A 25264-nucleotide genomic window follows, 5' to 3' on the forward strand; every position below is an offset into this window, starting at 1 on the left:
ATCGCCGGGTCGTGCAGTGCTCGCAGGCGACGAGGTCACGGTGACGCGGGCGAGGCCTCACGCAGGAGGGCGAGGTCCCGTCGGACGTAGCGCAGGTGCGCCCACTCCTCCTCCAGGATCACGCGCACACAGTCCCCGACGGTGGGATGCCAGTCGCCACCGCCCCACGGGTCGTCGCGTTCCTCCGCGAGCAGCTCCGGGGTGGCCGTGACCAGGAACTCGGTCACCTGCCCCTGCCGCTCGGCCCGCACCGCGAGGATCTCCTCGTACGCCGGTGGGGTCGTGCGGAAGATCGACATGTCGAAGCCCATCTCGGCGGCGCCCGTGAAGATCTGCCCGATCTCGTGGAACGGCTGCTGCATCCGCAGGATCCCGCCGTGGAGCCAGGCGTCCGTCGCCAGGACGAGGTGCCGCAGGGTCTGGGCCAGGGACCATTCGTCCTCCACGTGGGCGTCCACGAGATCCGGTGGCGTGCCCTCCACCGTCTCCTGCCACGCGGACTGCACGGCGACCCACCCCTCGCGCAGCCCGTCGACGGTCTGCGACTTCTGCAGCTCGCGGCCGGGGAACTGCCGGTTCAGCTCGGCGTCCACGAACGGCACCACGTCGACCCCGTTGACGATCAGGCTGCCGAAGAACAGGTCATGGCTGTCGACGTCGAGCCCGTCCAGGTCGACGCCGCGCATCGTCACGCCGCTGACGTCGGAGAACCGCAGGGTGGCGCCCTTGAAGCTGGCCCTGACGAAGGTCGCGCCCTCGAACTCCTTCGTCCCGGAATAGGTCGTCATCGTTCCACCATGACGGAGGCCGGGCTGTCCTGCCCGGCGACAGCCACGTCATCCCACGACCAGCCGCAACCGGTTCTCCCCGACGCGCACCGTGACCTCCTGGCCCCACGACGCGACGAGCCGGTCCGACTCGACACCGTCGCCGAAGACCACGAGCTGGTCCGACTCGACCGTGAGCCGGAGCTCGCCGCCCGCGTCGAGCAGCCCCTCGGTCAGGTCGGCACCGGTCGCGGGCGACGGCCACGCCTCGCGCACGAACCACGCGAGCGCCGGGTCGGTGGGGCCGGGGAGCCGGCGTCCGCCGCGCTCGCGCGCGATCGACGCGCACCATCCCGTGGCCCCGGCCCCCGTCGCGACGATGACCCCCGACGAGGACTGGCGCTCGTTCCTGACGGACCCACGGCTCCCACCGCGACCGCCCGCGGTGTCGCCCGGACCGTCCGCGGCGATCCGGTAGCGCGCCGACTGGTGCGAGGGGTGACCGACGAAGACCTCGTTGAGCGCGGTGAGGACCTGTCCGTCGTCGAGCGAGGCCCGGACCGTGGTGAGGTCCTCGGTCCGCAGGCCGAGCGCGTGGCCCGGGGCGCCGTCGTCGGGCCTGCCGGCCCCGCGCCCGCCCGTCTCCTGGCGCGCGGTCTCCGCGCGCGTCGCGCGTCCCGCGCGCTGCAGGAGCCCGACGGCCGTCGGGACGTCGAGGCGGACCAGCGCGCCCGCGTTGGTCCCCGGCTCGGGGTCGACACCCAGCACGGGCTGGTCCGTGAGGTACTTGGCGACGTTCGCGACCAGGCCGTCCTGCCCGACCACCACCACGACGTCCTCGGGGGCCACGAGGAACCGGCCGAGGTCGGCGCGCTCGACGTCGGCCCGTCGCCAGCCCTCGGGGATCGCCGCGGCGACCCGTGCGCGGGCCTCGGTCACGGTGTCGTGCCGCTCCTGGACCGCGGCGAGCGTGCGACCGCGCGTGCGGAGGAAGAACTCGGCCTGCCCGCGGGTCGCGTGGCGGTCGAGGAGCTCGTCGAGCTCGGTGCGCCGGTGGACGACGACGGCCCGCAGCTGGAGGGGCACGTCAGGCTCCCCGGGTGGGGGCGGTCGCCCCGGCGGCCGGGCCCGCGCCGAGACCAGGACCCGCCCCCGCTCCCGTGAACGCGGCGAGCGCCCCGCTGAGCAGGTCGGGCGTGATGGTCAGGCTGCCGATCGTGGGCAGGGCTCCGGCGAGGTCGCGCATCGCGACGGCCAGGATGGTCGACCGGTCCATGCCCTCGTAGACGTCCATGACGGTCCGGAACTTCGCGTTGTTCGCCTCGCCGAGCCGGCGGATCTCCTCGGCCTGCGCGGCCGACGTGAGGTCCCGCCGCTCGGCCGCGGCCCTGGCCTCGACGAGGGCGGCAGCAGCCGCTTCCTCGGCCTCGCGACGTGCGTTGGCGCCCTCCTGCGCGACGAGGCGCTCGCGGCGGGTCGCAAGCTCGATCCGGCTCGCGAGCTCGTTCTCCGAGATGGTGCGCTCGCGCTCGACGGCGAGCGCCCGTCGCTCGTACGTCGACCGGTCGGCCTCGGCCTGGACGTGCTCGCGCAGCGGGGTCTGGAGGGCGCGCTCGACGTCGCCGTCGGGGCGGACCGCGAGCACGTGGACCCCCAGGACCTCGATGCCGGTCGACGCGAGCCGGGCGTCCGTCCCCAGCGCCTCGACGAGCTGGGCGCGGACCTGGCTCACGCCCTGCTCGAGCGCGGTCGTCAGCGGCACGGCCGCGAGGTGGTCGATCGCTTGGCTCTGCGCGAGCTGGCCGATGATCGTGGCGACCTGGTCCCGGCCCGTCGTCGTGGCGGCGCCCGTGTCGGGGTCGATCCCGAAGTCGAGGCGCTGCGAGACGACCGCCGGGTCCGCGAACCGGTAGGTCACGTTGACCTGGACCGTGACGTCCTGGTGGTCGCGCGTGGTGGCGTGGAAGAGCACGGGCAGCTCCTGGTCGTCGACCGGCACCTCGCTGAGCACCGAGGTGCCGGGGCGGAACCAGAACGCCTGGCCGATCCCGTGGTGCGCGACCCGCCCCGCACGGAGGTGGATCACGGCGCCCGTGGGGCTGCCGAGGAAGTGTCGCAGCCAGGGGTAGCGCTTGATGGTGGCCATGGGAGGCTCCGTCCGTCGTCTGTGTTTGTGTCACATTGACGATAAGCCTCGGTCGTCTTTAGCGTCAACTTGACGATAAACGGGTAGGGTGGGGGGATGAGCCACCTGGAGCACCCGGAACCCCCGCCCTCCGCCGCCCGGATCCCCGTCACGGTCGACGTCGTCGCGCTCACGGTCCGGGACGCGACGCTCCAGGTGCTCCTCGTGACCCGGCTGCTCGACCCGTACCGCGACCGCCTCGCCCTGCCCGGCGGGTTCGTCCTCGCGGGCGAGACACTGCCGCAGGCCGCAGCCCGTGAGCTCGCCGAGGAGACCGGTGTCGCGGTTCCCGGCCACCTCGAACAGCTGCGCACCTACGGGCCGCTCGACCGGGACCCGCGCGGCCCCGTGCTCTCCGTCGCGCACCTGCTGCTCGCACCCACCTACGGCCTGCCCGCCGCGGGCAGCGACGCCGCGCAGGTCGGCTGGTACCCGGTCGAGGAGGCGCTCGCGGACGGCGCCGGCCTCGCGTTCGACCACCACCGGATCCTGCGGGACGGCGTCGAGCGTGCGCGCGCCAAGCTCGAGTACTCGACGCTCGCGACGGCCTTCTGCGGCCCCGAGTTCACGATCGCCCAGCTCCGCGCCGTCTACGAGGCCGTGTGGGGCACGCGCCTCGATCCCCGCAACTTCCACCGCAAGGCCGTCGGGACCCCGGGGTTCCTCGTCGAGACGGGCGAGTCGACCTCGGGCGGGACCGGGCGACCCGCCGCGCTCTACCGGCTCGCGCCCGAGGCGCGCCGGGCCGCGGTCGCGAACTCCGTCGTCGGGCCGGACGAGACGCCCGCCTCGGTGCCCGCGGTGCTCAACCCGCCCCTCATGCGCCCCGCCGGATGATCGCCTAGGGGGCTCCGGGCTCTGCCGGTCGGTCTGCCGGTTCCCGCGACCCCGCGGAGTAGAGGTCCGCGAGGCGCCGCAGCAGGTCGCGGAGCTCGGGCGGGTCGAGCACCTCGAACGGGAGGTCGACCGTCGCGAGGAAGCCTGCGACGTCGATCAGCGAGTCCGAGCCCGTCTCGAGGACGCATGTGCCGTCGTCGGACCCCGTGAGGACGCCCGCGGTCGGGGTGACCCGCGCCGCGACCTCGGTCGAGGGCGCGAGGAAGCGGATGCGCGGGCGGTGGTGCCAGGCGGTCGAGCCCACGCCCCTCATGACGTGCTGGGCCACGTCGGGCCCGGGCGGCTCGCGCGGCGTGAACCGTGGCCCGCCCGGGGTGCGCGGCGCCATGCGGTCGGCGCGGAACGTCCGCCAGTCCTCGCGCGCGGTGTCCCACGCGAGCAGGTACCAGCGGCGGCCCGTGTAGACGAGGCGGTGCGGCTCGACGTCGCGCCGGGCCGCCAGGCCGTCGCGGCCCGTGTAGTCGAAGCGCAAGCGCTCGCTGCGCGTGATCGCGGTCGAGACCGCGGTGAGGACCGCGGCGTCGACCGTCGGGCCGCCCGCCGCGGCCGACACCGTCGCCCGGCGGAGCGCGTCGACACGGTGGCGCAGCCGCGAGGGGAGCGACTGCTCGAGCTTGGCCAGCGCGCGCACCGACGTCTCCTCGATGCCCGTGACCGACCCGGCGGCCGCGGCCTGCAGCCCGACGGCGACCGCGACGGCCTCGTCGTCGTCGAGCAGGAGCGGCGGCAGCTCGGAGCCCGCCGCGAGGCGGTAGCCGCCCGCGGTCCCGGTGCGCGAGCGCACCTCGTAGCCCAGCAGGCGCAGGCGTTCGACGTCGTTGCGCACCGTGCGCGTCGTGACGTCGAGGCGGGCCGCGAGGTCTGCCCCCGACCACTCGCGCCGCACCTGGAGCAGCGACAGCAACCGCAGCAGCCGAACCGAGGTATCCAACATTCCTCGAGTCTCGCAGGCATTGAGGAACCGCACGTTCCACAAGGGTCTCTAGCGTGGGAGGCATCAGCACGATCCGCTGCTGGACCGCACCGCACGAGGAGCCCGACGATGAGCGACACGACCGGCACGACCCCGCGCACGACCACCGCCCGCACCGCCGCCACGACCCCGCGCGGCCTGACGACCGTGAGCCTCTGGTCCGACGACGTCCCCGCCGCGGTCGCCTGGTACACCGAGGTGTTCGGCGTCGCCCCGTACTTCGTCATGCCGCCCGCGCCGGCCCCGGCCGCGTACGTCGAGTTCCGCGTGGGCGACTACCAGCACGAGCTCGGGATCATCGACCGCAGCTACGCGCCCGCGGGCGCCGCGACCCAGCCCGGCGGGGCGGTCGTCTACTGGCACGTCGACGACGTCGCGGCGACCTACGAGCGACTGCTCGCGCTGGGCGGCACCGAGTACCAGCCCGTGACCCCCCAGGGCGACGGCGGGTTCGTGACCGCGGCCGTCGTGGACCCGTTCGGGAACGTGCTCGGCGTCATGGAGAACCCGCACTACCTCGCGGTCCTGGAGGGACGCGAGGGGTGAGGAGAATCCGCTGCGCGGTGTCCGGATGGCGAGCCGAATCCGCCCGTCCGGCCCGCTCCGCGCAGCCCCCACAGACCCTTTTCGAAGGACCTTCGAACGCCAGATGAACACCAGGTGAACAGTCGTCGAAGACTCGCCGACTTGGTTCATTCCCCCGTCGGGCACCATTCACCATGGAGTACGTGACCGAGACGATCCTGCTCGCGCTCGTGGTAGTGACGGCCCTGGCCTTCGACTTCACGAACGGCTTCCACGACACCGGCAACGCGATGGCCACGTCCATCGCTACACGTGCCCTCAAGCCCAAGACCGCCGTCGCGCTGTCTGCAGTCCTCAACCTCGTCGGGGCGTTCCTGTCCCTGGCCGTGGCGGCGACCATCGCCAAGGGGATCGTCGACGCGAACATCATCACCCTCGAGGTGGTGCTCGCCGGTCTGGTGGGTGGTATCACCTGGAACCTGCTGACCTGGTTGCTGGGTATCCCCTCGAGCTCGTCGCACGCCCTCATCGGCGGTGTCGTGGGCTCGGTCCTGGCCGCGGTCGGGACGAGCGGGGTCCTGTGGACCGGGGTCCTGTCCAAGGTGATGATCCCCGCCCTGCTCGCGCCCGTGATCGCGATCGGGGTGGCTGCCCTCGGCACCTTCCTGGTCGCGCGCATCACCAAGGACCTGCCGCAGGACACGACGAGCCGCGGCTTCCGCTGGGGCCAGATCGGCTCCGCGTCGCTGGTCTCGCTCGCGCACGGCACCAACGACGCGCAGAAGTCGATGGGCATCATCCTGCTCGCGCTCATCGCGGGCGGCGCGGTCCCGGCCGACTCGGGCGTCCCGTTCTGGGTCGTCCTGGCCTGCGCGACCTTCATGGCCCTGGGTACCTACCTGGGCGGCTGGCGCGTCATCCGCACGCTCGGCAAGGGCCTCGTCGAGATCGACTCGCGCCAGGGCATGGCCGCCGAGACGTCCTCGGCCGCGGTCATCCTCCTCTCGAGCCACTTCGGCTTCTCGCTGTCGACGACGCACGTCGCGACGGGCTCGATCCTCGGGTCGGGCGTCGGTATGCCGGGCGCGAAGGTCCGCTGGGGCGTCGCGGGCAAGATGCTCGCCGCCTGGGGCCTGACGCTTCCCGCAGCCGGCCTGGTCGGCGCGTTGTGCTTCTGGCTCCAGGACGTCATCGGTGGCGTCGGCGGCACCGTCGCGGTCTTCACGCTCCTCATCGGCGTCTCGGCAGCGATCTGGATCGCCTCGCGCCGCAAGCCGATCTCCGCGGACAACGTCAACGACGAGTGGGACGGCGAGGAGACGCCGGCCGCCGTGGTCGACGCCGCCGAGACCTTCACCGTCCTCGCCGCCGAGGCGACGGCCGAGGCCGAGGCCACGGTCGCCGCAGCCCCGACCGCCACCCGTCGTGAGGGAGTCCCCGCATGAGCGAGTTCATCCAGTTCGACGCGCTGCTCCAGGTCGTCGTCGCCGGCGCGATCGTGGGCGCGGGTCTCCCCGCTCTGTTCGCGCTGGGCGTCCGCCTGCTGGCGGCCCCTGCTCCGGGCGTGACGGTCGCGGTGGAGGGTGCGCCGTCGGGCACGGACGCCGCAGGCCCGACGACGGCACGCCCCACGGGCGTCCGTCTCGCCGCAGCCGTGCTGTGCTTCGCGACCGTGCTGGCCGCGTGCGCGGTGGGCATCTGGTTCCTGGCCTCCGGCGGGCACTAGCAGCGCCTGAAGCTCCCTGACATGCAGGAGGCCGTCCCGTCGTCATGACGGGGCGGCCTCCTGCGTCGTGGGGTCAGGGCGTGCCGAGGAGGCGGGCCGCGATGTCGAGGAGCTCTTGCTCGGGGACGCCGTCACCCATGAGGCGGACGACCCCGGCGGGGGAGGCGTCGATCGTCACGGTGGTCCCCGTCGTCCCGGAGAGCGAGGGGCCCACCGAGACCGGGAAGTCGGCCGAGAGCTCGGGCGCGTCGCGCCATCCCTCGAGCAGCCCGACGGCCCCCGGGGGGCCCGAGTAGACGTTGAGCATGCGGCCGTCCTCCTGTGCGGGGGCGTCCGAGTAGACCGCGTTCGTCGTGCCGTCGTCCATGTCGACGACGCCCACGAAGAAGAAGCCCTCGGGGAGCAGCTCGGCGTCGAGCTCCTCGGCGGCCTGCCGGACGAGCGCGTCGGCCGCTGTCAGGCTCGGGGCGGCGGGCGGTGCCTCGTCGGGAAGCCCGGTGCTCTGGTGCGTGGGGACCGGCGGTTCCGGGGTCCCGTCGGGTCCCGCGGTGCACCCGGCGAGGGCGGTAACCCCAAGGAGCGTGCCGAGCGCGACGGTCAGGAGCTGCTTCTCTGCGATGCGCACGCCTGATCCTTGCAGAACGCACCCGAGCACGCGGAGATATACCACGTTCGTCACATCATGTCCGTCATATCAGCCCCTCGCACGCCATATCGCGCGCATCTGTGACAGAGGGCACAACGAGTCCGCGTCATGACGGAGGGTTTGCGAGGTCTCCTGGGTAAGAAGTTGGACGACTGTCCACGAAAGACCAGGAGAGAACATGAGTACCCCCTTCAGGGTTCGCAGCCGAGCGGCCTCCCCGCTCCAGCGAACCGTCGCCGCGGCGACGTCCGCGCTCCTCGCCCTGACGGGGGCCGTGGCCCTCGGCGCCGGGCCGCTGGCCACACCCGCCGCCGCGCAGCTCCCGATGTGCCCCGCGCCCGGCGAGATGCCCGGCATCGGGAACGTCCCCGAGTTCACGGACTCGAACATCGCGGTCTACGCGGGCGGGAACTACTCCGCGACCGGCACGGCGGCCGAGTCCGAGGGGCTCCTAGTCGTCATGGGTGATGCCTTGTTCGACAAGGCGGGCGGCGGCATCTACAACGTCGGCTCGGTCGGTGTCGGCTCGCAGATCACACCTCCCGGCGGGACGACCATGCTGGCCGTGGGCGGGAACCTGGTCGTCGGCCCCGTGACGACCATGGAGGTCGGCGCCCAGGTGGCCGGCGGCGGCAACGTCGACGTCGGCGGCACCATCACGAACACGGTCCCGCTCCAGCTCAACGGTGGCACGGCGACAGCAGGCATGGGGGCCGCGGCCGTCGCGCCTCACGTGGACTTCCAGGACGTCATCACCGAGCAGTCCCGGATCCTCGGGGGCGCCGCGGGGACGAGCGGCACGATCGAGCCCTGGGGTGAGCTGCGGTTCGCGGGAGACCCCACGGACGAGCTGCACACGTTCACGGTCGACGGCGCGGCGCTGTCGAGCCTCGACCGGAAGATGTCGGTCTACTTCGACGGTGTCGGAGACTCGGCCCCCATCGTCGTCAACGTGACGGGCAGCGTCGTCGACTTCGACACGCAGTCGGTCGTCCTGGACGGCATCGTGGCCAACAGCCTCGGGTCGCCGGAGTTCGGCAACGCCGCGTCCCGCATCCTGTGGAACTTCGTCGACGCCACCTCCCTCGAGATCGGCGAGAACGACCAGTTCCTGGGCTCGATCCTGGCACCGCACGCCGACACGACGCTCAAGACCAGCACCAATGGGCGCGTCTACGTGGGCAAGGACCTCGCCGTGATCGGGACGGGCGGGATCGAGCAGCACAACTACCCGTGGATCGGTCCGGGGCCCTTCGACTGCCGCGACGCCTCCGGGGCGACGTTCTCCGTCGCCAAGGGCCTGACCGGCAGCGGCAGCACCGCCGTCCCTGCCGGGACCACGTTCGAGGTCGACTACTCCTACGTCCTGGACGGCACGACCGTCACGGGCACCCTCGAGGTCCTCGCGGACGGCACGGCCGTCACAGGACCGCAGGGGCTGCCCGAGGGCACGGTCGTCACGCTCTCCGAGCCGCGCCTGCCCGAGGTTCCCGGCATCGAGTGGGGAACGCCCACGTTCGAGCCGAGCAGCCCGATCACGCTGGGTGAGGGAGGGACCGTAGCCGTCCGCCTGACCAACACCGCGAACCTGGTCGAGGCGCCGGCAGGTGGGTTCTCCGTCGCCAAGGAGCTGCTCGGTTCCGCAGCCGGTCTGGTCCCCGAGGGCACCGAGTTCACGGTCGCCTACACGTACGAGCTCGACGGGCAGCCGCAGCGTGGCACCCTGAAGGTCCTCGCCGACGGAACCTTCGTCGACGGGCCCCAGGACCTTCCCGTCGGGACGGTCGTCACCTTTGCCGAGGTCGACCTTCCAGAGATCCCGGACCTGATCTGGGACGCTCCGGTGTTCAGCCCGGCGTCGATCACGGTCGCGCAGGGAGTCAACTCCCAGGTCTCGCTGACGAACTCTGCGGCACCCGCGGTCCTCGCGGTCGGCGGGTTCTTCGTGAGCAAGGCCGTCGTGGGAGGCGCGGCGGGCAAGGTCCCCGCGGACACCGAGTTCACGGTCTCGTACTCGTACGAGCTGGCGGGCGAACCGACGTCGGGCACGTTGACCGTCCTCGCGGACGGGACCGTCGTGGACGGTCCGCAGAACCTGTTGGTCGGGACGGTCGTCACCTTCTCGGAGGTCGACCTGCCGTCGATCGACGGCGTGGTGTGGGGCGCGCCGGTGTTCAGCCCGGCCTCGGTCACGATCGGCGACGACACCAACACCGAGGTGACCCTGACGAACACCGCGACCGAAGCACCGGCCGGAGGGTTCTCGGTCCAGAAGGCCGTGACCGGTGAGGCGTCCGGGCTGGTCCCTGACGGCACCGAGCTCACGGTGGCGTACTCGTACGAGCTGGACGGGGTGCCCACCACGGGCACGTTGACCGTCCTCGCGGACGGGACCGTCGTGGACGGTCCGCAGAACCTGCCGGTCGGGACGGTCGTCACGTTCTCGGAGGTCGACCTGCCCTCGATCGACGGCGTGGTGTGGGGAGCTCCGGCGTTCAGCCCGGCCTCGGTCACGATCGAGGACGGCGTCACCGCCGAGGTAACCCTGACGAACACCGCGACCGACGAGCCCGCCGGCGGCTTCTCGGTGCGCAAGGTCGTCGAGGGTTCGGCATCGGGAGCGGTGCCCGCGGGCACCGAGCTCACGGTCGCCTACTCCTACGAGCTGGACGGCGTCGCCACCTCGGGCACGGCGACCGTCCTCGCGGACGGCACGCTCGTGGACGGTCCGCAGAACCTGCCGGTCGGAACCGTGGTCACGTTCGGCGAGATCGACCTGCCGTCGATCGACGGCGTGGTGTGGGGAGCGCCGGCGTTCAGCCCGGCCTCGGTCACGATCGAGGGCGGCACGTCCGCCGTGGTCACGGTGACCAACACGGCCGACGTCGTGGCGGCCCAGGTCGGCACCTTCTCGATCGTCAAGAAGATCGAGGGCCCGAACACCGCCAAGGTCCCCGCGGACACCGAGTTCACGGTGACGTTCTCCGGGACCGTGAACGGTGAGCACCAGGAGGGCACGCTGACGGTCCGCGCCGACGGCACGGTCGTCGACGGTCCGGCGAACCTGCCGGCCGGGACGGTCGTCGACCTCGAGGAGACGAGTCTGCCGAAGGTCGACGGTGTCAGCTGGGGGACCCCGGTCTTCACGGTCGACGGCGAGAAGGTCTCGTCGATCACGATCGGTGCCGGTCAGGTGGTCGAGGTGACACTCACCAACACCGCGGGCAGCGGGCTGGCCGTCACCGGGACCGGTGCGCTCGGCATCGCCGCGGCGCCCTGCTGCTGGTCGGGGGAGGCGCCGTGCTCCTGGTGGGTGCGCGCCGTCGTCGGGCCTGAGCGCCCGACAGGCCCCGCGCCTGATCGACCGTCCGAGCGGGCGTGACCTCCGGGTCACGCCCGCTCGGACGTTCCCAGGGCCGTGCGGACCACGGCAGCGAACGCGTCGACGTCCTCGACGGTCGTGTCCCACGAGCACATCCAGCGGACCTCGACACGCTCGTCGCCCGTGACGGGGTCAGGGGCCGCGGTGGCCCAGTCGTAGAACGCGAAGTCCGAGCGCAGGGCCTCGGCCGCGACGCGCGGGAGGACCGCGAACACGGCGTTGGCCTGGGTGGGCTGGGAGAACGCGAGGCCCGACGGCGCAGCGTGCGTGCCGCCGTCGGTCACCTCTCCCTCGCTCGCCACGGGCGAGAGCGCGGCCCGCAGGCGTGCAGCCATCGCGTTGGCGTGCGCCGCGCTGGTGCGCCACAGGTCGTCCTCGAGCAGTGCGGTGAGCTGCGCCGAGACGAAGCGCATCTTGGACGCGAGCTGCATGGTCATCTTGCGGACGTAGTCGACGCCCTGGACCGCGTCGGGGTCCAGGACCACCACGGCCTCGCCGAACAGCAGACCGTTCTTGGTGCCGCCGAACGACACGACATCGACACCCACGTCCGTCGTCGTCTCCCGCAACGACACCCCCAGTGAGGCCGCCGCGTTCGCGAGCCGGGCGCCGTCGAGGTGGACACGCAGGCCTGCGGCGTGCGCGCGGTCGCTGATCGCACGGATCTCGTCGGGCGAGTAGACCGTGCCCAGCTCGGTCGCCTGCGTGATCGAGACGACGAGAGGCTGCGCGCGGTGCTGGTCGCCCAGGTCGCCCACGAACCGGTCGATCGCGCCCGGCGTCAGCTTCCCGTCCGGTGCGGGGACCGTGAGGAGCTTGATCCCGCCGACGCGCTCGGGGGCGCCGTTCTCGTCCTGGTGGACGTGCGCGTGCTCCGACGTGACGACCGCGCCCCAGCGCGGCAGCATCGACGTGAGCGCGACGACGTTCGCGCCCGTCCCGTTGAACACCGGGTACGCCGTGGCCTGCTCGCCGAAGTGACGCCTGACCGACTCCTGGAGACGCTCGGTCCACGGGTCCGCACCGTAGGACCCGGCGTGGCCCACGTTCGCCGCGGTCAGGGCCGCGAGGACCGCCGGGTGAGCAGGGGCGTAGTTGTCGGACGCGAACGAGCGCTGGGTCGAGGGCACCCGGCCAGGGTAAGCCCGCGGCCGAGCGACCCCTCGCGAGCGCGTCAGCCCCGGTGCTCCCCGTCCACGTAGTACCAGCGCCCGCCCTCGCGCACGAACGAGCTGACCTCGTGCAGCGACCCGCGCTCGCGGGTCTCTGCGGAGCGGAAGTGGGCCACGAACTCGACGACGCCCGTCCGGTCGAGCGGTCCGCCCGCGCTCGTCGCCACGACGTCCAGACGGCGCCACGTCACGCCGTTGTCGAGGTCCAGGTCCGCGGGGCGCGTCGAGGGGTGCCAGGTCGCGAGCAGGTAGTCCGCGTCGCCGACCGCGAACGCCGCGTAGCGCGAACGCATCAGGGCCTCGGCCGTCGGGGCCGTCACCGCGTCCGGGCCGCCCGCGGCGACGCCGACGTGGAAGCGTCCGCAGCACGCCCCGTACGTCTCGCCGGACAGGCACGGGCAGCGGGCGTCGTCGGGCAGGGGCCAGGTCGCGGTCACCCGACCATCCTTCCGTAGGGTGTGAGCCGTGCGCACCCTCCGCTGGACCTTCGCGGTCTACCTCGCCGCCGTCCTGGTCGTGACGTGCTGGCCCTCGCCCGAGTCCACCGCGGCCCCGGGCTGGGCGCTCGCGGTCGTCGACGCGTTCCGCGCGGTGGGGCTGCCCATGACCGTCGTGTTCCTCGAGGCCGCGTCGAACGTCGTGATGTTCCTGCCGTTCGGTGTGCTGGGGCTGCTCGTCCTGACCGGGACCGGTGCCCGGGGCGACCTCGCGGCCGGACTCACACGGGGCCTCTGGCGGCGCGCCGGTCTCGTGGTGCTCGCGGGCTTCGTGCTGTCGCTCGCGATCGAGCTGACCCAGCTGCTCATCCCCGGGCGGTACTCGACCGTGCAGGACGTCGTGCTCAACACCACGGGGGCCGCGCTGGGGGCGGCCCTCACGGTCGGGTTCCTCGCGGTGCGCCGCGCGCGGCCCGCCCCCTCGGCGACGTAGTCGCCTCGACGCAGAAGGTGACCCGCGCAGGAGCGGCGCCCACCCCGGAGGATGGGCGCCGCCGTCGGGCCGGTGGTGCTACCGGCAGGTGACCGCCGCGTGCGCTGCAGTGCTCGTGCTCTGCACGCCCGCGCCGTCCACGTTCTTGTAGGCCACGAGCTTGGCCTCCCCGGCGTCGAGCGACGCACCCCGGGTCAGGGTGTGCTCGACCGTGCTGCCCACGGGGATCTTGCTGAACTTGTGCTCACCCGCGGCCGAGGTGACCCGGACGTCGATCGGCACGCTGTCCGTGTTGGTGACCGTGACATGGATGCTCGCGGTCCGACCGTTGCACGCGGCCGTCGCGGTCGACGTGAGCAGGACCGAGGTGCCGCCCGGGCCGGCCGGGATGGTCGATGCCGCGCCGGACTGCTCGAACGTCGGCGTGCCGAACGTCGCGAACCAGTCCTTGGCCTGGTTGAAGTCCTCGGTGAAGGCCCGGGACAGGACCAGCAGCAGGCGGGCCTTGACCGCCGTCAGGTCCTCACCCGCGAGGACCCCGTTGCTGCCCCCGTAGCTCGACCCGGACCCGGTCCGGGTAGTGCTGACGAACCAGACCCCCTTGGACACGGCCTTGCTGCGCTCCGAGCTCATGGCACCCGAGATGCCTCCCGCCCCGGTGCCCGCCGTGACCATGCCCTTGACCCCGGCGTCGGCGAACGCCTTGACGGCCTCGCCGCCGGCCTGCTGGTAGGACATGACGATCTCGACGCGCGGCAGCGCCTTGGGGTCGACCTTCGAGACGTCGAACGGCGTGAACCACGACTCCTGGTCGCAGCTCATGACGCGGGCCGGTGCCCGGCCCAGCGTGATGTTGGCGCCGTCGATCCAGCCCAGGACGCCGTACTCGCGCGTCTGGAACGTGTCGGTGCGGTAGGCGTTGGTCTTGGTGACCTCGCGGGCCGCCTGGATCTCGTCGTTGAGCATGAGGACGGTCCCGAAGCAGTACGTCTGCTGGCTCGCCGCGAGGCGCACGGCGTTGTAGAGGTTCGCGGGCGCGTCGGACCCGAAGACCGCCTTGTCGGCCGGGGTGTCGCCCGCGCCCCACGGGCGCATGGAGCCCGAGGTGATGACGGGCTTGCGCGACTGGACCGTGAGGTCGAGCCAGTACGCGAACTCCTCCTGGGTGTCGGTGCCGGTCGTGACGACCACGGCGTCCGCGGTCTCGAGCTGCTTCTCGACCTCGAGCGTGAGGGCGTGGAACTGCTCCATGGTGTAGCCGGACGATCCGGCGTTGCCGAACTGGACCGCGGTCACGTCGGCGATCTGGTCGATCTCGGGACGGAGCGTGTCGAGCATGTCGGACATGAGGTAGGTGCCCGCGCGGTAGCTGGTGAAGCCGTCGCGCGTGCCGGCCTTGCCGGCCATGGTGCCGCCCGTCGCGACGACCACGACCTTGGGCTTGGACGTCGTGGCCGCGGCGGTCACGGCCTGGTAGCTGGTGGACGTGATGCCCAGCGGGGTCGTGCCGGAGGCGAGGACCAACGGCTGCTGCCCCTGCGCAGCGGCCGTGGTGCGGGACTCGGCGATCGAGTAGGCGACGACGGAGACGAGCGAGACCAGGGCGAGGAGGAGCGCGACGCCGGCCGCGAGGGCGCGGCCGGACAGGGTCAGTGTCAGGGATCTCACGAGAGCCTTTCGGTCAGGGGGACGTCAGGGCTCGGACGCTATGTGGGGCCCGTTTCCTGGGCATTGCCTGTGTGTAGGAAGCACGGTTGTGCTGGTTCGCGAGGGTTGTCAGGTGGAGGCGAGCTGCCGCTCTGCGGGCATATGCTGTCGCGAAGACAGAAAAATCTGGAGGAGTACTCATGCAGTTCAGCAACAAGGTCGCGCTCGTCACGGCCTCCGGCGCAGGCATCGGCGAAGCCGTCGCGAAGCGGCTCGCCGCGCAGGGAGCGGCCGTCGTCGTCTCCGACGTGAACGACGAGGCCGGCGCCCGCGTGGTCGCCGAGATCGAGGCCGCGGGCGGCCGCGCGGCGTACCGCCGCGCGAACGTCGCCGAGCCTGCCGACGTCACCGCCCTGGTCGCGTTCGCCGTGGAGACGTTCGGGGGGCTGCAACTCGCGGTCAACAACGCAGGGGTCGGCACGCGCCCGTTCCGCCTCGACCAGATGCCGCAGGACGGCTGGGACCGCACGCTCGACATCACCCTGCGCGGGACCTTCCTGTCGATGAAGGCCGAGATCGCCCAGATGCTCGTCCACGGCGGCGGCAGCATCGTCAACATCGCCTCGATCGCCGGGCTCAAGGCGTCACCGGGCCTCTCGCCGTACTCGGCCGCCAAGGCCGGCGTCGTCTCGCTCACGCGCGGCACCGCGATCGAGTACGTGACCGACGGCATCCGCATCAACGCGGTCGCGCCGGGTGCGATCGAGACGGCGGCGCTCGCGTCGCTGCCCGAGGAGGCTCGTGCCGGGTACGCGGCCGACGTCCCCATGAAGAGGCTGGGGCAGCCGTCCGAGATCGCCGACGCGGTCGCGTTCCTGCTCTCCGACCAGGCGAGCTTCATCACGGGCGTCGTCCTGCCCGTCGACGGCGGCACGCAGGTCGCGTGACCGACGCACCACGCCCCGCGACAGGGGCCTCCCTCGGGGCGGGGCCGGGTTCCGGCCCCGTCCCGGGGAGCCCCGGGCAGGCTCAGGGCGACGCCCGCGTGCCCGAGTACCGTTCCGAGCTGCTCGACTCGCTGGTCCGTGTCATGGGCCTGTGGACGAGCGGGGACTTCCTCGCCGCGGTCGCGGCGCGCGAGGGGATCAACCTGGACTCCCCGGCGATCGTGGTCCTCACGATCGTGTGGCGGCAGGGGCCGCGGCGCCCGTCGGCGCTCGCGGAGCACCTGTCCACCGGGCCGTCGAACGTCAGCAAGATCCTGCGACGCCTCGACGCGGCGGGCCTCACCGAGCGTCGCGAGGACCCCGACGACGCACGGGCCGCACGCGTCCACCTCACCGCAGCAGGGGCGCGGGTCGCGAGGAAGTTCGTCACGGCAGGGGACCGGCTCGTCGACGAGCTGCTCGACGGGTGGGACCCGCAGGATCGGCTGGCCTTCGCGGGGCTCATGCGCCGGTTCGAGCAGGCGAGCGAGGGGTTCCTCGAACGGTCCTGACGGGTGCCTCGCCGGGACCGGCCGTGCGTGCTCGGTGCGCTCGCCGTTCACGCCCACAGCAGCTGCCACCACGTCTCGTCCGGAGCGTCGGCGCGCTGGACACGGCGGATCCGGTGCGGTGCGTGGACGGAGCCGGTGAGCCCGATCTCGTCGACCACGTACGCCCACAGCAGCTCGCACTCGCAGCCCGGGGCGTGGTGCTCCGTCACGAGCAGGTCGGCCTCGAGGCGCACGATCACGCCCTCCGCGACGAGTCGTTCGTCGCAGCGTCCGGGACCCAGCACGAACCCGTGGACCGTGAGCTCGCCCGGGTGCTCGACCGCCGCGCGCAGCATGGTCCCGAGCGTGGGCGAGCCGTTGGACCGGTCGGCGAGCCGGGGCGCGTCGAGGCGGGCCAGCAGGGCCTCCGCGACCGGTGCGTCGAGGTGCGCGAAGAAGGCCGGCTCGAGCGGGTCGTCGTCCACCTGGACGATCCCCTCGAGGAGCTCGGGGACCGCGTCGTCGAGCAGCCAGCCGTGCGTGTGAGGTCCGTGGACGTGGTGGAAGCCGTCCGGGCCGTTGGCCACGGCGGCCTGACGTCGCCAGGCAGCGCGCAGGGTGCGCAGGCCCAGCGGCGAGACGGGGTGCGGGGGCGAGGCTCGGCGTCGGGGGTGCGAGGACCGGGTGCTGTGGGTCATGCGGGCAGCGTGCTGCAGAACGGCTCGCGCGTGCAGCGGCGAGACGGCCGCCTGTGGAAGGTCCCGGAGGGCCCGGGCTTGTGGATGACCCCCGAGCCCGCAGAATGAACGGGAGACGTCCCCCGAGAACCTGGGCGTCTCGCCGGATCCAGGACGTGATCGTCCGCGCGGCCGCGGCCTCCCGCGTGAACGTGCCCGGCAGAGCAGCCGACGAGAGGAACGCTCGATGAACGCAGTGCGTGCGACCACGGTGCTCGTGACGGGCGGCACCGGCACCCTCGGCACCCCCACCGTGTCCCTCCTGCGGGCCGCCGGGCACGACGTCCGGGTCCTCAGCCGCTCGACCGACCGCTCGACCGTCCCGGGCCTCGTGACGGGCGACCTGACCACGGGCGCGGGCCTGCGCGAGGCGTTCGACGGCGTCGGGGTCGTCCTGCACCTCGCGACCCGTGGGCCGCGGGCCGACGTCGAGATGGGTCGTCACGTCGTGACGGCGGCTCGTGAGGCGAGCGTGGGGCACGTCGTGTTCCAGTCGATCGTGGGCGTCGACCGCATCCCGCTCGGCTACTACCGGGCCAAGGTCGAGGTGGAGTCGATGCTCGCCGGGTCTGGGCTGCCGCACTCGGTCCTGCGGGCCACGCAGTTCCCGCAGCTCGTCGTCGGGCTCTTCACGGCGCAGCGTTTCTCGCCCGTCCTCCTCACGCCCGCTCTCCAGGTCCAGCCGATCGCGGTGCCCGACGTCGCCGCGCGGCTCGTGGAGATCGTCGCCGCCGGGCCCTCGGGCAGGGTCGCCGACATCGGCGGACCCGAGCGCATCACGGGTCGGGAGGCTGCGCGCGCCTGGGCGAGGGCGACGGGGAGCCGGCGCGAGGTCGTGCGCGTGCGGGTGCCCGGCAGGACGTTCGCGGCCTTCGCTGCCGGGCACCACCTGGTCCCCGGCAAGCCCTACGGGACCGGGACGTACGGGCAGTACCTGCTCGAGAGGTACGGCTCGGGGCGGTGACGGGCGGGCGCGGCGGACGGACGGGCGCGCGAACGTGCTCTTCCCCGGCCACGTGCCCGACGGCGCCGCTCACCTGCGGGGTGAGCGGCGCCGTCGGGCAGGGAGCGCCTCACAGCCTCAGGGCTCGCCCTCCCCGAGCGCTCGGACGAGCGCCTCGTGCACGGCCTGTGGCAGCGCGTCGGGGTAGCCGAGCCAGGCGAGCTCGCGCGACCACGTGATCGCGTCGAGCGCGAGGACCGCGTGGAGCAACCCGGGCGGGACGTCGTCGTCGAGCACGAGGTCCGTGACGACGCGCGGGCGGCCCGAGCGCAACGATCCCGGCCGGATCCCGTCGAGGATCATGAGCTGGTAGGTCGACGTGACCTTGCGCGGGTCCTCGGTCGCGGCGAGGTTCGCCGCGACGGCTCCGGACGAGACGCCCAGGCGCAGGGGCGAGAGGTCGTCGAACCCGTCGAGGACGACCTCGTCGATCGCGGCGTCGAGCAGGTCCTGGACGCCGCCGAACATCGCCTCCAGCCCCGCGGCGCTCAGCGAGCCGGCACGGGCGACGGCCTTGATCGTCAGCCGGTCGGTCCCTTCGTCCGCGGCCGCCCGGAGGACGGCGTCGAGGACGGGACGCCGGGGTGACCGGAGCGACGCGGTGTGCAGGGCAGGGGACAGCGTCGAGCGCACCGGGACCGTGAGGCCCGCGAGGCGGGCCGTGTCGGCGCAGATCCTTGCCCAGGCCTTCTCGTCGAGCGGGTAGGCGCCCGTGTGCGTGCCGAACCAGATCGCGTCGACGGCCAGGGCGGCGACCCACAGGCGGGGATCCTGCACGGGGACGTCGACCACGGGGCACGCAGCGAGGAGCCGCGCGCTGCGGTCCCGGACCGTCTCCGGTCCGGTCGAGGGTCGGTCGGCGGGGTGGTTCATGGCACGTCCAGGCGGTAGGGGAGCGAGCGGTCTCAGTGCTCGACGGTCGGGGCGGCGCGGGGCGAGGGGATGACACGCCAGGCGACGGCCGCGGCCGCCAGCAGCAGGAACGCGGCCACGCCCGAGGTGAGCTGCATGGCGTGCGTGAACGCCTCCTGGGCGTGCACGAGCGTCTCGCCCGCGCCGGGCGCGGTGCTCGACCCGAGCGCGCGCGAGGCGGAGGCGAGCGAGTCGGTGACCTGTGCCTCGACCTCGGCCGGCAAGGTGCCCGTGAGGTCGAGGTTCGCGCGGTAGAAGACGGTCTGGAGCGACCCGAGGAGTGCGATCCCCAGGGCGACGCCCAGCTCGTAGGCGGTCTCCGAGATGGACGACGCCGCGCCTGCGCGCTCGCTCGGGACCGAGGCCATGACGGCGTCCGTGGTGAGGGTCGAGCCGATCCCCAGTCCCAGCCCGACGAGCACGAGCGACAGCGCGATCCACAGGTAGTCGGGCGAGCCCTCGGCGAACGCGAGGGCGACCAGGCCGATCCCCGCCGCGCCCATCCCGGCGCCGATCGCCCGGCCTCGAGCGGGCCGTAGCCCCGCACGAGCTGGAGGTACTGGGAGAAGAAGAACAGCAGGCCGCTGAGCGCGAACGAGGCCACCAGGTTCGTGACGACCGCCCCGGAGAACGCGGCGTTGCGGAACAGCCCGACGTCGACGAGCGGTGTGGTCAGGCTGCGCTGGCGCCGGACGAACACCACGCCCGAGGCGATGCCGACCAGTGCGGCCACGGCGACGTCCCAGCCCCAGCCGTGCCCGGCGAGCTGCTTGACCGCGAAGACCACGGGGACGATCGACAGCATCGACAGCACCGCGGAGAGCGGGTCGAACGGTCCGGGCCGGGGGTTGCGCGACTCGGGGATCAGGAACGCGCCCGCGGCGACGAGGACCACCATGACGGGGACGTTGATGAGGAAGACCGATCCCCACCAGAAGTGCTCGAGGAGGTACCCGCCGACGAGCGGTCCGACCGCCGCGCCGCCCATGGCGCCCGCCGACCAGACCGCGATCGCGGTGGTGCGCTGGCGCGCGTCCTCGAAGACGTTGCGGATGATCGAGAGGGTCGAGGGCATGAGGGTCGCCGCGGTGAGGCCCAGCAGGGCCCGGGCGAGGATGAGCGTCTCGGCCGTGGGGGCGAACGCCGCGAGGACGGACGCGGCGGCGAAGCCCACGCTGCCGATCATCAGGAGGCGCTTGCGCCCTACCCTGTCGGCGACGTTGCCCATGGTCACGAGCAGGCCGGCCAGGGCGAACGAGTAGATGTCGCCGATCCAGAGCAGCTGGGTCGCGCTCGGGTCGAGGTCCGCCGTCAGGGCGGGCACGGCGAGCGAGAGGACGGTGCCGTCGATCGCGAGCAGCACGACGGCCAGGGTCAGGACCGCCAGCGCCGCCCAGTCACGTCTCGTGGCACGCCGGACGGAGGTCGGGTGCGACAGGTCGGTGGGGGAGATCGCGTTCATCCGCGTCACTATACCGACCGGACGGTCGGTTAAGTCAACCGATTGGTCGGCACGCGTTGTCGTGGAAGGATCGGCGGCATGGACCGGGCGGCACACACACGCGACACGGCACGCACCAAGCGGGCGATCCTCGACGGGGCGGCCAGGGCGCTGCGCCAGGACGGGGCGACCGTGTCGCTCACGGCGATCGCGAAGGAGGCAGGGGTCTCCAAGGGGGGCCTCCTCCACCACTACACGAGCAAGGAGGCGCTCGTCCTCGCGCTCGCCCAGGACGCGATCGAGCAGTTCCGCGACCGCGTGGAGAGATGCGTCGACCTGTCCGAGAACGTCCCCGGCAAGCTGCTGCGCGGGTACGTCCGGGCCGTGTGCGACGAGGTCGCCGAACCGCAGGCCGGTCGCGAGCACGCGAGCCTCTGGGGCGCGCTGACCCTGCTCCCCGAGGTGGTCCGGCTCGCCGAGGCCGACGACGAACGGTGGCGGGCAGCCTTCCACGACGACGGCCTGCACCCCGACCGGGTGCTCGTCGTCTCGCGCGCGGCCGACGGGCTCGCGGGCGCGCCCCACTACGGCGCCGTCCCCGGCCCCGAGGAGATCGAGCACACGCGCGAGCTGCTCCTGCGGATGACCCTGACGAACGGGCCCTTGTAGAACCCGACCGCACGCCCGACGGCGCCGCTCACCTCCGAGGAGAGCGGCGCCGTCGGGCGTGCGGTCGGGCAGGGCGCGTCAGCCGACGCGCTCCCACGGGCCCCACGCGGAACCGTCGGGCTGCTGGTTCCTGGTCCACCAGCGGGCCTCGTACGTCACGCCCTCGAACGTCGCGCGCTCGCCCGCGACGTACACCCGCGTCGCGGCCCACGGGCTCGTGCCCGTCCCGTCGGCCGCGGCCGCCTCCTGCCACGGGCCGTACGCCGAGGCGCCCGGCTCCTGGCCCGAAGTCCACCACGACGCGACGTACGCGGTGCCGTCGTGCAGGACGACGTCACCGGCCGTGTAGACGGCCGCCGCACTCCAGGCCGACGTGGCCGCGTCCGGCGCGAGCTCGGCCGCGACGGGGGCCAGGAGGCGGCCGTCGAGGTCGAACATGGCCTGGTTCTCCCACGCGTTGCCCGACGACGCGTCGGCCGGGTCCCACCCGTTGCCCTCGACCGACGTCCATGCCGGCTCCCAGTACACGACCCCCAGGCCGCGTCCGCCCGGGGCCGACGCGACGACGTCCTGGACCGCACGCAGCGCCGCGGCCTGTCCCGCGGGGGTCGCGGGGTAGCCGGGGACCAGGTCGTCCTCGGTCGCGATGACGTTCTCCCACGCGGGCGAGCCGTCCTCGAGCGTGAACGGGTAGGCGGTCTCGACGACCATGACGTCACGGTCGTAGCGGTCGGACAGCGTCCCGACCGCTTCCTGCAGGTCGCCCAGGCTGCCGTGCCAGTAGCCGTAGTAGCTCAGGCCGATCACGTCGAAGTCGACCCCGCGCTCGGTGACCTCGTCGAACCACCAGGTCAGGCCGCCGATCCCGTTGTTGATGTTCGTCAGGTGCAGGATCACCTGCGCCTCGGGGGTCACGTCGCGCACGGCGCGGGAGCCCGCGCTCAGGAAGGCTGCGAGCGAGTCCCACTGCGCGGTGTCGTACCCGTCGCCCGGGACCACGTCCCACGTCTGCCCGTAGGGCCACATCATGCCGGGGTTGATCTCGTTGCCGACCTGCACGTAGTCCGTGGTCACGCCCGCGTCCCGCAGCGCGGTCAGCACGTCGCGCGTGTGGTCGTAGACGTCCCGCGCCAGCTCGCTGGTCGTCCCGCCGACCCACGCGGCCGGGGTGCCCTGCGCGCCCGGGTCCGTCCAGCGGTCGGAGTAGTGGAAGTCGATCATGACGTCCATGCCCGCGGCCTCGATGCGCCGGGCGCTCTCCACGACGTGGGTGATCTCGTTGTACCCGTCCGCCGGGTCGACCCACACCTTGAGGCGGCCCAGGTTCATCCCGGCGTCGGCGAGGATCTCGACCGGGTCGCCCGGTGTGCCGTCGGTGCTCGCGTACGTGGCGCCGAAGTCCTCGTTCTTGGCGATGCCCGACAGGTCGCCGCCGCGCACGTCGCGCAGCACGCGCCCCCGCTCGAGCGTCACGTCGTCGACCGAGGCCCACGCGCCGCCCGGACCGTCCGTCACGACCGCGACCGTGCAGTCGCCGCCCGTCACGTACGCCGAGACCGACAGGCGCACCCACCGGTCGTCCTGCTCCGTGACGGGGGTCGTGGTCGCGTCGTCGACCCCGCAGCCCGTGAGCTCGAGCCGCGTCGCGTCGAGCGCGCCGCCCGACTTCACCCAGGCGCTCGCGGTCCACCAGCCCGTGGCGAGGCCCTCGACGGTCTGGGCCGTCGTGACGTCGTAGGCGTCACCGGCCCAGTGCGTCAACCGGCCCGACGACGAGCCGTGCCCCGCCTCCTCGACCTTCGCCCCGCCGTCGTGCCCCGAGGCGCTCGTGACCGTCCAGCCCGTGAGCCCGGCCTCGAAGCCGGGGTTCACCAGCGTGCCCGCCGCTGCGGGTGCGGCGACCGCGGGCGTGACGCCCGCGAGCGCGAGCGCGGTCACCAGGACCCCCAGGGTGCTCTTCCTCGTCGATCTCATCCGTCCTCCTTGACGTGGTGCCTTGATGGGTGGAGCAGGTGGTGCAAGACCCTGCGGGTGGTCGGGCGACCAGGGGCGTGGTCGCCCGACCACCCGCAGGAGAGCGGGGGCCGGTCAGGCCAGGGGAGTCCGTAGCGCGCGCACGGCCCCCGGGGCCACGGGCGCGGCTCCCGGCGTGGCCTCGCCCGTCACGAGGTCCGTGGTCCCGTCGGTGAGCGAGGGGAGCTGGACCTCGTGCGCGGTGTGGTTGATCGCGACGACGTACTCGGCGTCCTCGCCGCGGCGGCGCACCACCTCGAAGCCCTCCGGCAGGCCCGACGGCGTCAGGCCCGCGTCCGCGTAGACGGCACCCAGGAGCGTGCCCAGCGCGGCGACGTCGAGGCGCGTCGAGACGTACCAGCCCGTGCCCTCGCCCAGCGAGTGTCGCGTGATCGCGGGGGCGCCCGGGGCCGGGCCGTCGACGTACGTGCCCACGACCTGCGCGCCCTCGAGCACGATGTCGTCGGCCCACACGTCGCCGGGGAGCGTGCCGGTCAACGCCGGTGCGACCTCGCCGCCGTCGAGCGCGACGCTCAGGGACTCGCCCTCCCGCAGGGGGAGGAACTCCTCGACCGTGAGCCCGAGCGCGCGGCGCAGCGGGGCCACGAAGCCGCCCGGGTGCACGGCGTCGTGCTCGTCGACCGCGGCCGAGAAGTACGAGACCAGGAGCGTGCCACCGCCCTCGACGTAGCGCGTGAGGTTCTCGGCCGACTCCTCGGTCAGCAGGTACGACGCCGGCGCGACGACCAGGCGGTACCCCGACAGGTCCTGCCCCGGGTGCGCGAAGTCCACCTGGACGCCGTCACGCCAGAACCGGTCGTAGAACGCGTCGATGCGCTCACGGTGCTGCGCGTCCACGCTCGGGCGCCACTCGAGGTCCTGCGCCCAGAACGACTCGGGGTCCCACAGGATCGCGACGTCGGCGTGCACGCGCGAACCGCGCACCTCGCCGACCGCACCGAGCTCGGCGCCCAGCGCGACGACCTCGCGCCACACCCGGCTGCCCGTGCCCGCGTGCGGCAGCATCGCCGAGTGGAACTTCTCGGCGCCCGAGCGCGAGGCCCGCCACTGGAAGAACATGATCGCGTCGGCGCCGCGGCCCAGGTGCGAGAACGCGTTGCGCGCCATCTCGCCCGGACGCTTCGCGACGTTGCGCGGCTGCCAGTTCACGCCCGACGTCGAGTGCTCGAGCAGCATCCACGGCTTGCCGCCCGCGACCGATCGCGTCAGGTCCGCGGCGAGCGCGAGCCCCACCTCGTTGCGCGGGTCGCCCGCCCGCAGGTAGTGGTCGTTCGAGACGATGTCGACCTCGCGCGCCCAGGCCCACAGGTCGGTCGACGGGCACTCGCCCGCCATGAAGTTGGTCGTGACGGGCACCGACGAGTGGGCGCGGATCGCGTCGCGCTCGGCGACGAAGCACGCCAGCAGGGCGTCGTTCGTGAAGCGCGCGAAGTCCAGGCGCTGCGCGGGGTTGACGACCGAGGCCGCGACGGCCGGCACGCCCACGTGCTCCCACTCGCCGTAGACCTGGCCCCAGAACCGGGTGCCCCACGCGGCGTTCAGGCCGTCGAGGTCGCCGTAGCGCTCACGCAGCCACTCGCGGAAGGCGGTGGCGCTCGCGGGCGAGTAGTCGTCCGAGACGGGCGCGCCGTACTCGTTGTGCACGTGCCACAGGGCGAGCGCGGGGTGCGAGGCGTAGCGCTTCGCGAGCTCGGTCGTGATGCGGACGCACGCGCGGCGGTAGTCGGGCGAGCTGGGCGAGACCATGCCGCGCGAGCCGAACCCCAGGACCGTCCCGTCGCGGGTCACGACGCGCGACTCGGGGTAGGCGTGGAAGAACCACGCGGGCGGCGACGCCGTGGGGGTGCCGAGGTCGACGCGGATGCCGTGCGCGTGGAGCAGGTCGAACAGGCGGTCGAGCCAGCCGAGGTCGAACTCTCCTTCGCGCGGCTCCATGAGCGCCCAGCTGAACATCCCGATGCTCACGAGGTTCACCCCGGCCTCGCGCATCAGGGTGACGTCCTGCTCCCAGACCTCCTCCGGCCACTGCTCGGGGTTGTAGTCACCGCCGTAGCAGATCGCGTCGACGCCAGGCAGCCAGCCGTCGTAGACGGGGCCGACCGGGCGGGGCTTGGCGGAAGTCATGCGCTCTCCTCGAAACA

At 72.9% G+C, this 25264-nt stretch carries 22 protein-coding genes and 1 pseudogene; 10 read left to right on the forward strand and 13 right to left on the reverse strand.

Going from position 1 to position 25264, the window contains the following annotated elements:
• Positions 1–35: 35 nt before the first annotated feature.
• Genes ACFWGN_RS03735 through ACFWGN_RS03745 form a run of 3 tightly spaced genes read right to left on the reverse strand, consistent with a single transcriptional unit; the run spans position 36 to position 2913 of the window.
• Entirely contained in the window at positions 36–788 is a 753-nt protein-coding gene (locus ACFWGN_RS03735; protein WP_377615726.1) for a DinB family protein, read from the reverse strand.
• Positions 789–836: 48 nt separating this feature from the next.
• Entirely contained in the window at positions 837–1853 is a 1017-nt protein-coding gene (locus tag ACFWGN_RS03740) for a hypothetical protein (RefSeq protein ID WP_377615727.1), read from the reverse strand.
• Position 1854: 1 nt separating this feature from the next.
• The gene (locus ACFWGN_RS03745; protein ID WP_377615728.1) at positions 1855–2913 is read right to left on the reverse strand and encodes an SPFH domain-containing protein; all 1059 of its coding nucleotides are present in this window, start codon (positions 2911–2913) and stop codon (positions 1855–1857) included.
• Positions 2914–3009: 96 nt separating this feature from the next.
• Between ACFWGN_RS03745 and ACFWGN_RS03750 the strand changes: the two genes are divergently transcribed.
• Positions 3010–3789 (forward strand): NUDIX domain-containing protein, encoded by a 780-nt coding sequence (locus ACFWGN_RS03750; RefSeq protein WP_377615729.1) that lies wholly within the window; start codon positions 3010–3012, stop codon positions 3787–3789.
• A 4-nt stretch (positions 3790–3793) separates the two neighbouring features.
• On the opposite strand, the gene ACFWGN_RS03755 is transcribed toward ACFWGN_RS03750, so the two are convergent.
• The gene (locus tag ACFWGN_RS03755) at positions 3794–4783 is read right to left on the reverse strand and encodes a helix-turn-helix transcriptional regulator (protein ID WP_377615730.1); all 990 of its coding nucleotides are present in this window, start codon (positions 4781–4783) and stop codon (positions 3794–3796) included.
• A 108-nt stretch (positions 4784–4891) separates the two neighbouring features.
• Between ACFWGN_RS03755 and ACFWGN_RS03760 the strand changes: the two genes are divergently transcribed.
• From ACFWGN_RS03760 to ACFWGN_RS03770, 3 genes are all read left to right on the forward strand, one after another.
• Positions 4892–5368 carry a VOC family protein gene (locus tag ACFWGN_RS03760; protein WP_377615731.1) on the forward strand — a complete coding sequence of 159 codons (477 nt, stop codon included), beginning with the start codon at positions 4892–4894 and terminating at the stop codon, positions 5366–5368.
• A gap of 173 nt (positions 5369–5541) precedes the next feature.
• Positions 5542–6792, forward strand: a complete 1251-nt coding sequence (locus ACFWGN_RS03765; RefSeq protein ID WP_377615732.1) for an anion permease — start codon at positions 5542–5544, stop codon at positions 6790–6792.
• Positions 6789–7073, forward strand: coding sequence for a hypothetical protein (locus tag ACFWGN_RS03770; RefSeq protein WP_377615733.1), 285 nt, complete (start codon positions 6789–6791; stop codon positions 7071–7073). The genes ACFWGN_RS03765 and ACFWGN_RS03770 overlap by 4 nt, the downstream gene beginning before the upstream one ends.
• 73 nt (positions 7074–7146) lie before the next feature.
• Here ACFWGN_RS03770 and ACFWGN_RS03775 read toward each other — a convergent pair whose 3' ends face one another.
• A complete protein-coding gene (locus ACFWGN_RS03775; RefSeq protein ID WP_377615734.1) occupies positions 7147–7698 on the reverse strand; it encodes a hypothetical protein in 552 nt (183 codons plus the stop codon).
• A gap of 199 nt (positions 7699–7897) precedes the next feature.
• Between ACFWGN_RS03775 and ACFWGN_RS03780 the strand changes: the two genes are divergently transcribed.
• Positions 7898–11101, forward strand: a complete 3204-nt coding sequence (locus ACFWGN_RS03780) for a DUF5979 domain-containing protein (protein WP_377615735.1) — start codon at positions 7898–7900, stop codon at positions 11099–11101.
• 8 nt (positions 11102–11109) lie between these two features.
• Here ACFWGN_RS03780 and ACFWGN_RS03785 read toward each other — a convergent pair whose 3' ends face one another.
• Both ACFWGN_RS03785 and ACFWGN_RS03790 read right to left on the reverse strand, forming a co-directional pair.
• Positions 11110–12231, reverse strand: coding sequence for a threonine aldolase family protein (locus ACFWGN_RS03785; RefSeq protein ID WP_377615736.1), 1122 nt, complete (start codon positions 12229–12231; stop codon positions 11110–11112).
• Positions 12232–12275: 44 nt separating this feature from the next.
• Positions 12276–12710 carry a YchJ family protein gene (locus ACFWGN_RS03790; protein WP_377615737.1) on the reverse strand — a complete coding sequence of 145 codons (435 nt, stop codon included), beginning with the start codon at positions 12708–12710 and terminating at the stop codon, positions 12276–12278.
• A 28-nt stretch (positions 12711–12738) separates the two neighbouring features.
• On the opposite strand from ACFWGN_RS03790, the gene ACFWGN_RS03795 reads away from it, so the two are divergent.
• Positions 12739–13203, forward strand: a complete 465-nt coding sequence (locus ACFWGN_RS03795) for a VanZ family protein (RefSeq protein ID WP_377615738.1) — start codon at positions 12739–12741, stop codon at positions 13201–13203.
• A 78-nt stretch (positions 13204–13281) separates the two neighbouring features.
• Here ACFWGN_RS03795 and ACFWGN_RS03800 read toward each other — a convergent pair whose 3' ends face one another.
• The gene (locus ACFWGN_RS03800) at positions 13282–14871 is read right to left on the reverse strand and encodes an asparaginase (protein ID WP_377615739.1); all 1590 of its coding nucleotides are present in this window, start codon (positions 14869–14871) and stop codon (positions 13282–13284) included.
• Between the two features lie 179 nt (positions 14872–15050).
• Here ACFWGN_RS03800 and ACFWGN_RS03805 point away from each other — a divergent pair, with 179 nt between their 5' ends.
• Both ACFWGN_RS03805 and ACFWGN_RS03810 read left to right on the forward strand, forming a co-directional pair.
• A complete protein-coding gene (locus tag ACFWGN_RS03805; RefSeq protein ID WP_377615740.1) occupies positions 15051–15797 on the forward strand; it encodes an SDR family NAD(P)-dependent oxidoreductase in 747 nt (248 codons plus the stop codon).
• Positions 15794–16348 carry a MarR family winged helix-turn-helix transcriptional regulator gene (locus ACFWGN_RS03810; RefSeq protein WP_377615742.1) on the forward strand — a complete coding sequence of 185 codons (555 nt, stop codon included), beginning with the start codon at positions 15794–15796 and terminating at the stop codon, positions 16346–16348. The genes ACFWGN_RS03805 and ACFWGN_RS03810 overlap by 4 nt, the downstream gene beginning before the upstream one ends.
• A 47-nt stretch (positions 16349–16395) precedes the next feature.
• On the opposite strand, the gene ACFWGN_RS03815 is transcribed toward ACFWGN_RS03810, so the two are convergent.
• Entirely contained in the window at positions 16396–17025 is a 630-nt protein-coding gene (locus ACFWGN_RS03815; protein WP_377615743.1) for a hypothetical protein, read from the reverse strand.
• Positions 17026–17251: 226 nt separating this feature from the next.
• On the opposite strand from ACFWGN_RS03815, the gene ACFWGN_RS03820 reads away from it, so the two are divergent.
• Positions 17252–18028, forward strand: coding sequence for an SDR family oxidoreductase (locus ACFWGN_RS03820; RefSeq protein ID WP_377615744.1), 777 nt, complete (start codon positions 17252–17254; stop codon positions 18026–18028).
• Positions 18029–18145: 117 nt separating this feature from the next.
• On the opposite strand, the gene ACFWGN_RS03825 is transcribed toward ACFWGN_RS03820, so the two are convergent.
• Positions 18146–18940: a hypothetical protein gene (locus tag ACFWGN_RS03825; RefSeq protein ID WP_377615745.1), complete on the reverse strand. Its 795-nt coding sequence runs from the start codon at positions 18938–18940 to the stop codon at positions 18146–18148.
• A gap of 32 nt (positions 18941–18972) precedes the next feature.
• A pseudogene (locus tag ACFWGN_RS03830) lies at positions 18973–20441 on the reverse strand (MFS transporter).
• A 78-nt stretch (positions 20442–20519) separates the two neighbouring features.
• Between ACFWGN_RS03830 and ACFWGN_RS03835 the strand changes: the two are divergent.
• Positions 20520–21089 carry a TetR/AcrR family transcriptional regulator gene (locus ACFWGN_RS03835; protein WP_377615746.1) on the forward strand — a complete coding sequence of 190 codons (570 nt, stop codon included), beginning with the start codon at positions 20520–20522 and terminating at the stop codon, positions 21087–21089.
• Positions 21090–21167: 78 nt separating this feature from the next.
• Here ACFWGN_RS03835 and ACFWGN_RS03840 read toward each other — a convergent pair whose 3' ends face one another.
• Positions 21168–23063, reverse strand: coding sequence for a glycosyl hydrolase 53 family protein (locus tag ACFWGN_RS03840; RefSeq protein WP_377615747.1), 1896 nt, complete (start codon positions 23061–23063; stop codon positions 21168–21170).
• 114 nt (positions 23064–23177) lie between these two features.
• Positions 23178–25247, reverse strand: coding sequence for a beta-galactosidase (locus tag ACFWGN_RS03845; protein WP_377615748.1), 2070 nt, complete (start codon positions 25245–25247; stop codon positions 23178–23180).
• Positions 25248–25264: the final 17 nt, after the last annotated feature.

The organism is Oerskovia sp. NPDC060338, from assembly GCF_042726295.1.
Lineage (GTDB): Bacteria > Actinomycetota > Actinomycetes > Actinomycetales > Cellulomonadaceae > Oerskovia > Oerskovia merdavium.

What these genes read in the sequence shown, in the direction of transcription:
- ACFWGN_RS03840 (WP_377615747.1), bottom strand. Translation starts at nt 23,063, where the DNA reads ATGAGATCGACGAGGAAGAGCACCCTGGGGGTCCTGGTGACCGCGCTC.
- ACFWGN_RS03765 (WP_377615732.1), top strand. Translation starts at nt 5,542, where the DNA reads ATGGAGTACGTGACCGAGACGATCCTGCTCGCGCTCGTGGTAGTGACG.
- ACFWGN_RS03825 (WP_377615745.1), bottom strand. Translation starts at nt 18,940, where the DNA reads ATGAACCACCCCGCCGACCGACCCTCGACCGGACCGGAGACGGTCCGG.
- ACFWGN_RS03745 (WP_377615728.1), bottom strand. Translation starts at nt 2,913, where the DNA reads ATGGCCACCATCAAGCGCTACCCCTGGCTGCGACACTTCCTCGGCAGC.
- ACFWGN_RS03820 (WP_377615744.1), top strand. Translation starts at nt 17,252, where the DNA reads ATGAACGCAGTGCGTGCGACCACGGTGCTCGTGACGGGCGGCACCGGC.
- ACFWGN_RS03835 (WP_377615746.1), top strand. Translation starts at nt 20,520, where the DNA reads ATGGACCGGGCGGCACACACACGCGACACGGCACGCACCAAGCGGGCG.
- ACFWGN_RS03735 (WP_377615726.1), bottom strand. Translation starts at nt 788, where the DNA reads ATGACGACCTATTCCGGGACGAAGGAGTTCGAGGGCGCGACCTTCGTC.
- ACFWGN_RS03750 (WP_377615729.1), top strand. Translation starts at nt 3,010, where the DNA reads ATGAGCCACCTGGAGCACCCGGAACCCCCGCCCTCCGCCGCCCGGATC.
- ACFWGN_RS03760 (WP_377615731.1), top strand. Translation starts at nt 4,892, where the DNA reads ATGAGCGACACGACCGGCACGACCCCGCGCACGACCACCGCCCGCACC.
- ACFWGN_RS03845 (WP_377615748.1), bottom strand. Translation starts at nt 25,247, where the DNA reads ATGACTTCCGCCAAGCCCCGCCCGGTCGGCCCCGTCTACGACGGCTGG.
- ACFWGN_RS03755 (WP_377615730.1), bottom strand. Translation starts at nt 4,783, where the DNA reads ATGTTGGATACCTCGGTTCGGCTGCTGCGGTTGCTGTCGCTGCTCCAG.
- ACFWGN_RS03780 (WP_377615735.1), top strand. Translation starts at nt 7,898, where the DNA reads ATGAGTACCCCCTTCAGGGTTCGCAGCCGAGCGGCCTCCCCGCTCCAG.
- ACFWGN_RS03815 (WP_377615743.1), bottom strand. Translation starts at nt 17,025, where the DNA reads ATGACCCACAGCACCCGGTCCTCGCACCCCCGACGCCGAGCCTCGCCC.
- ACFWGN_RS03805 (WP_377615740.1), top strand. Translation starts at nt 15,051, where the DNA reads ATGCAGTTCAGCAACAAGGTCGCGCTCGTCACGGCCTCCGGCGCAGGC.
- ACFWGN_RS03770 (WP_377615733.1), top strand. Translation starts at nt 6,789, where the DNA reads ATGAGCGAGTTCATCCAGTTCGACGCGCTGCTCCAGGTCGTCGTCGCC.